This window comes from Streptomyces sp. NPDC059456, from assembly GCF_042750055.1.
Classification (GTDB): Bacteria; Actinomycetota; Actinomycetes; order Streptomycetales; family Streptomycetaceae; genus Streptomyces.
Window position 1 is genome coordinate 1 of record NZ_JBHYVA010000700.1, and the last position, 4,420, is coordinate 4,420.

Sequence of the window (4,420 nt, forward strand, 5' to 3'; positions counted from 1 at the left end):
CTCTTGTTCCGGACGCAGCGTTGGGGGAGTTGCTGACTCCGCGGGAAGGTGCAGCACGCGGCGGGGCTCCATGCGTTTTCGATCCGGGCAGCCGCGGTACTGCACCGGCCGGATCCCGCCCGGCGCCGCCGGCACCGGCCCGGTCCGCGGCATCCGCGGCCTGTGCCGCCTGCGCCGCCGCCTGCGCTGCCTCGGCGGCCTCCCGGCGCCGGCAGGCCGCGGCGAGCATGGCCGCGTCGGCCACGACCGAAGCCTGCGGTTCGGGCAGGCCCTGGCGCAGCGCGGCCTCGTGGGCGAGGCCCCGGACGGCCGGGTCGAACCAGCGGCCCAGGGCCAGGATCCCGTCGTCGATCACCGATTCGCGGTGGATGAGCCGGATCCCGATCGGCGACCACCAGGTCAGCGGAACCGTCGTCACGCTCGACGCGGCGAATCCGCGCAGCGCCTTCCACAGCGGGTGCAGCCGCCGGTACCGGCTGAAGTCGCGCCAGGCCGCCGAGCCGCCGACCAGCGGCACGATGAACCCCGAGCCCACCATCAGGGCCGCCGCGGAGGCGAACGGCGGGGCCACGTACGTGGACAGCCCGTCCCAGTCGCGGCCCGTCCAGCGGGCGCCCACCGCCGCCCACTTGCTGACCAGGTAACCCAGGTCCAGCACGCCGCCGAGCATGATCAGGGCCAGTCCGGTGCGCAGCGGGCGCAGCGAGGGGCGGACGCGCAGCAGCCACTTCCAGCACAGCAGGGTGAGCGTCGAGCTGCCCACGGTGTGGGCGAGCAGGTAGCAGACGATCATCTCGCGCAGCCAGGGCGTGTTGGCGTAGTACGTGTCCAGGTCGCGCAGCCGCTCCACCGGTGCGTCGCCGAGCACGAACAGGACGACGATGAGCAGCGTGACGGCGCCGAACGCGGCCACCGTCAGCCGGGTCGCGCGCCGCACCACCGCGGGCGGCCCGCCGCCCCACTGCAGGACCAGGACGATGCAGGACCCCGAGAACGCGGTGAGCACGCCGTACACCAGCGGGGCCGAGAAGTTGACGATTCCGGTGAGCCGGTTGACGGCGGAGATCGTGGGCGGCGCCGCCAGGAACATCACGAGGCAGCCGACGACCAGCAGGGTGCACACGGCCCGCATGAGCGGCTGGTCCCAGCCCCGGCGCAGGGTCGGCGCCTTGATCAGCAGCGCCAGGATCATCACCGACCCCGGAACGTAGAGGATGAGACCGTCGGTCATCGTGCCTGGCCGACGGGACCGACGGGGCCGACGGGACCGGCCGGATCCACCGGGTCCACCGGGTCCGATCCCTGGTCCAGTCCCGCCACGGCCCGCTCGGCCGCGGTCAGCGGCGGCGCCTTCAGCGCACCCTGGTCCGAGGCGCGCAGCACGTGCCAGACCACCGAGGGGCGCAGCCAGTACGAGGGCGTGCTGCTCATCGTGATCACCTGGAGGAACGCGGCGGTCAGCGCCTCCCGAGTGGTGGCCCCGGTCATCAACCGGTTGACGTACGCGTTGAGCAGCCCCACCCCGGCCCGCGGCTTCATGCCGGTGGCCCCGGGGTACAGGATGTCCTGCGAGGTGGCGAGCTCCCACGCCGTGGCCACCTGCGGGACGAGCGCGCACTGCGCCTCGCGGCCGAATCCGGGATGGCCGAGCCCCTTGGCGCGCAGCAGGGCGCGTACGGCCAGCAGGCCCTGCGCGGCGACGGTCATGCCCTGGCCGTACAGCGGGTTGAAGGTGGCGACGGAGTCGCCGACGGCGAAGAACCCGTCGGGCAGGTCGGCCTTCTCGAAGTAGACCCTGCGGTTGGCGGTGCCCTGGGTGACGGCGACGTCGGTCAGCGGGGTGCGGCCTTCGAGGAGCTCGCCGACGATCGGGTCGCGGATGCCCTTGGCGAACGGGATGAACTGATCGGGGTCGCCGGTGGGCTGGCCGCCGCGGGTCCCGGACAGGGTGGCCTGCCACTGGCCGTTCTCGATGGGGACGATCGTCGCGGTCTGGCCGGGCACGTACATCCGGGGATCGGACTGTACGTTGACGATCGGGAATCCCATCGCGTGGGCGCCGGCGGGGGCTTCGAAGATCCGGGTCGCGTAGACCAGACCGGAGTCGACCTGGGCCTGTCTGATCCCCCCGACGCCCAGTTCCTGGAGCCAGGCCCGGGCCCGGGAGCCGCGCCCGCTGGCGTCGACCACCAGGTCGGCGGTCAGCAGACGGCCCTCCTCGCCGGGGGTGTCGACGCGGACGCCGGTGACGCGGGCGGCCGTACCCTCCAGGGCCCGTACGCGGCTCTGCTGGAGCGTGCTGACGCCGCGCAGCCCGGTCACCCGGGCGCGGACCACCGCATCGAGCAGGTCGCGGCTGCACGAGATGTTGAACTGCTTCTCCCCGCAGCGCGGGATCCAGCCCTGGGCGGTCTTGGTGACCAGGTCGGTGGGCAGGCTGCGGCGGATCGCGCCCGCCGCCGTCCAGTCGTCCGTGATGCCCGGGAGTATCTTCTCGATGGCGCGCGCCCCGCCGGACCACATGACGTGGACGTGCCGGGCCTGCGGGAGTCCGCGCCGCGGTGCCGGACTGTCGGGCAGCGTGTCGGCGTCGATGATCGTGACCGTCGCGTGCTCGGCGAGCACGGCCGCAGCCAGCAGGCCGGCCATGCTGCCGCCGATGACGACGACGTGGCGGGGCGGGGAGGACTGGGTCATCGTGGTGCTCTCTGTCAGGGCCGTGCGGGGGCAGCGGCGCGCGTGAGGTGCGTCGGGAGGAGGAGGCGCCGGTCGCCGGGCGTCACGGGTGCGCCGTGGGGGCCCGTCTCAACGGCCCCAGCCGAGCGAGGACTTGATGCGCTCGATCGCCTCGGGGGACCGCTCCTCGCGGGGACCCGGCAGGAACGCCTTCAGGAGCTGGCCGAGGTACAGGCCGAAGGTCTCCGCCCGGATCTCCGCCGGATCCTCGCGGTCGGCGCGGGCGGCCGCCTGCCGGACCACGCTGCCCAGGCCCGTCTCCGAGCGCAGCAGCTCCGCGAGGTCGCCCCGGTCTCCCGTGAGGCGGGCCGCCACGGCCATGCCGGGGCCGTGGCTGTCGCAGGTGCCTTCCTCCATGTGCCACAACTCGTGGCAGGCGATGACGAGCTGGTGTTCGGGCCGGGTGCGCTCCTCGATGACGAGCAGGTCGCGCTCCGCCATCTCCAGCCATAACCCGCTGGCCGTGTCGGGCGGGAACCCGGCGAACCGGAACTCCACCGGCCGCCCGCCGCGCCGGCGGCCGTACGCGGCGCACAGGCTGCCGATGATCCCGGCGGCATCGGCCGGCTGTGCCAGGCGTGCGTCCGCCAGCAGATCCCCGCCGAGTTTCCGCATGGTCCGTGTGGTCCTCATGGCGCTCCCCCCTCGGCAGCCTTCCGGTCGTCCCGCACCGCCGCCCGGTGCGGGCGTTCGGGCCCCGCGCCCGGACGCCCCAGCACTCCCTCGCGGGCCAGCAGGTCGTCGAGGTGGTCGGCCAGCGACTTCCAGCCCGCCGGAGAGAGCCGCCCGGCCCGTGTGACGATGCTGCGTACATCGTGCGCCCGCAGGACGGCGAGCATCGGGTTTTCCGCGTTCCGGCCGGCGGTTTCCAGCTCGTGCTCGATTCCGGCGAGGGCGGTGGCGAGCGCCTCTGTGTCGTCGGCCAGCAGGAAGCCGCCGTCGACCCCGTAGAAGCGCTGGATCCCGGCGGCCGCGGCGAGGTTCGGCCGACCCTCGCCGCGCGCGAGGCGGGTCAGCGACTGCCCCGACGCGTCGAAGGACTGGGCGATGGCGGCGAGGGAGTGGGCCTGGCCGTCCGCCCGCAGCCGGGTGCGGCGCAGGTGCTCGAACCGCTGGTGGACCTGCTCCTTCAGCGGGAGCCGGGGCGGTGCGCCGTCCAGCGTCAGCCGGATGTCCTGCGGGGGCATGCCCGTCAGGTACGACAGGCGCCCGAGGTCCGGCGTGCCGCCGCCGTGGCCGCCGTCGGGGAGGGTGGCGGTGGCGGCGAGGGCGCGTTCCACCGCGCACTGGCTGTCGGCCAGGAGGAAGCCCGCGTAGACCCCGAAGAACCGCTGCACGCCCGCCGCATGGCCCAGCCGGGGCAGTCCGGTGCCCGCGTTGAGCGGGCCCAGGGAGGCGCCCGGCGCCCGGAAGTCCTCGGCGATGGCGGCGAGGGACCACTCCCGGCCGTGCTTGTCGCGGCGGGTGGCCCGCAGCCGCAGGAAACGCCGGTGCACCCGAAGGCACAGGGGGGCCTCGGGAGCCGTCCCGGCCACGACACGGGGGACGAGCGCGGGGGGGTGCCCGCGCGGCCGGCTCCGCCGCTCCGGGCCCCGCACCACGGCCGGGGCCCGGCCGGGCCGCGCCGCGGGCCCCCCCGCCCGGGCCCGCGCGGGCGGCCGGGGGGGGGGGGGGGCGGGGGGCG

The 4,420-nt window shown here is 75.0% G+C and carries 4 protein-coding genes; all 4 read right to left on the reverse strand.

What is annotated here, in order from left to right; translation table 11 throughout:
• Window positions 1-1,231, reverse strand: a 1,231-nt coding sequence (locus ACFXA3_RS36700) for an MAB_1171c family putative transporter (RefSeq protein WP_385194528.1), incomplete at its 3' end; no start/stop codon positions are given.
• Window positions 1,228-2,697 (reverse strand): NAD(P)/FAD-dependent oxidoreductase, encoded by a 1,470-nt coding sequence (locus tag ACFXA3_RS36705; protein WP_385194531.1) that lies wholly within the window; start codon window positions 2,695-2,697, stop codon window positions 1,228-1,230. The genes ACFXA3_RS36700 and ACFXA3_RS36705, both read right to left, overlap by 4 nt.
• A gap of 108 nt (window positions 2,698-2,805) precedes the next feature.
• The gene (locus ACFXA3_RS36710; protein WP_385194533.1) at window positions 2,806-3,369 is read right to left on the reverse strand and encodes a toxin-antitoxin system, toxin component; all 564 of its coding nucleotides are present in this window, start codon (window positions 3,367-3,369) and stop codon (window positions 2,806-2,808) included.
• Window positions 3,366-4,420, reverse strand: a 1,055-nt coding sequence (locus ACFXA3_RS36715; protein WP_385194535.1) for a hypothetical protein, incomplete at its 5' end; no start/stop codon positions are given. The genes ACFXA3_RS36710 and ACFXA3_RS36715, both read right to left, overlap by 4 nt.

Coding starts and splice junctions, on each gene's coding strand:
- ACFXA3_RS36705 (WP_385194531.1), bottom strand. CDS start 2,697: ATGACCCAGTCCTCCCCGCCCCGCCACGTCGTCGTCATCGGCGGCAGC.
- ACFXA3_RS36710 (WP_385194533.1), bottom strand. CDS start 3,369: ATGAGGACCACACGGACCATGCGGAAACTCGGCGGGGATCTGCTGGCG.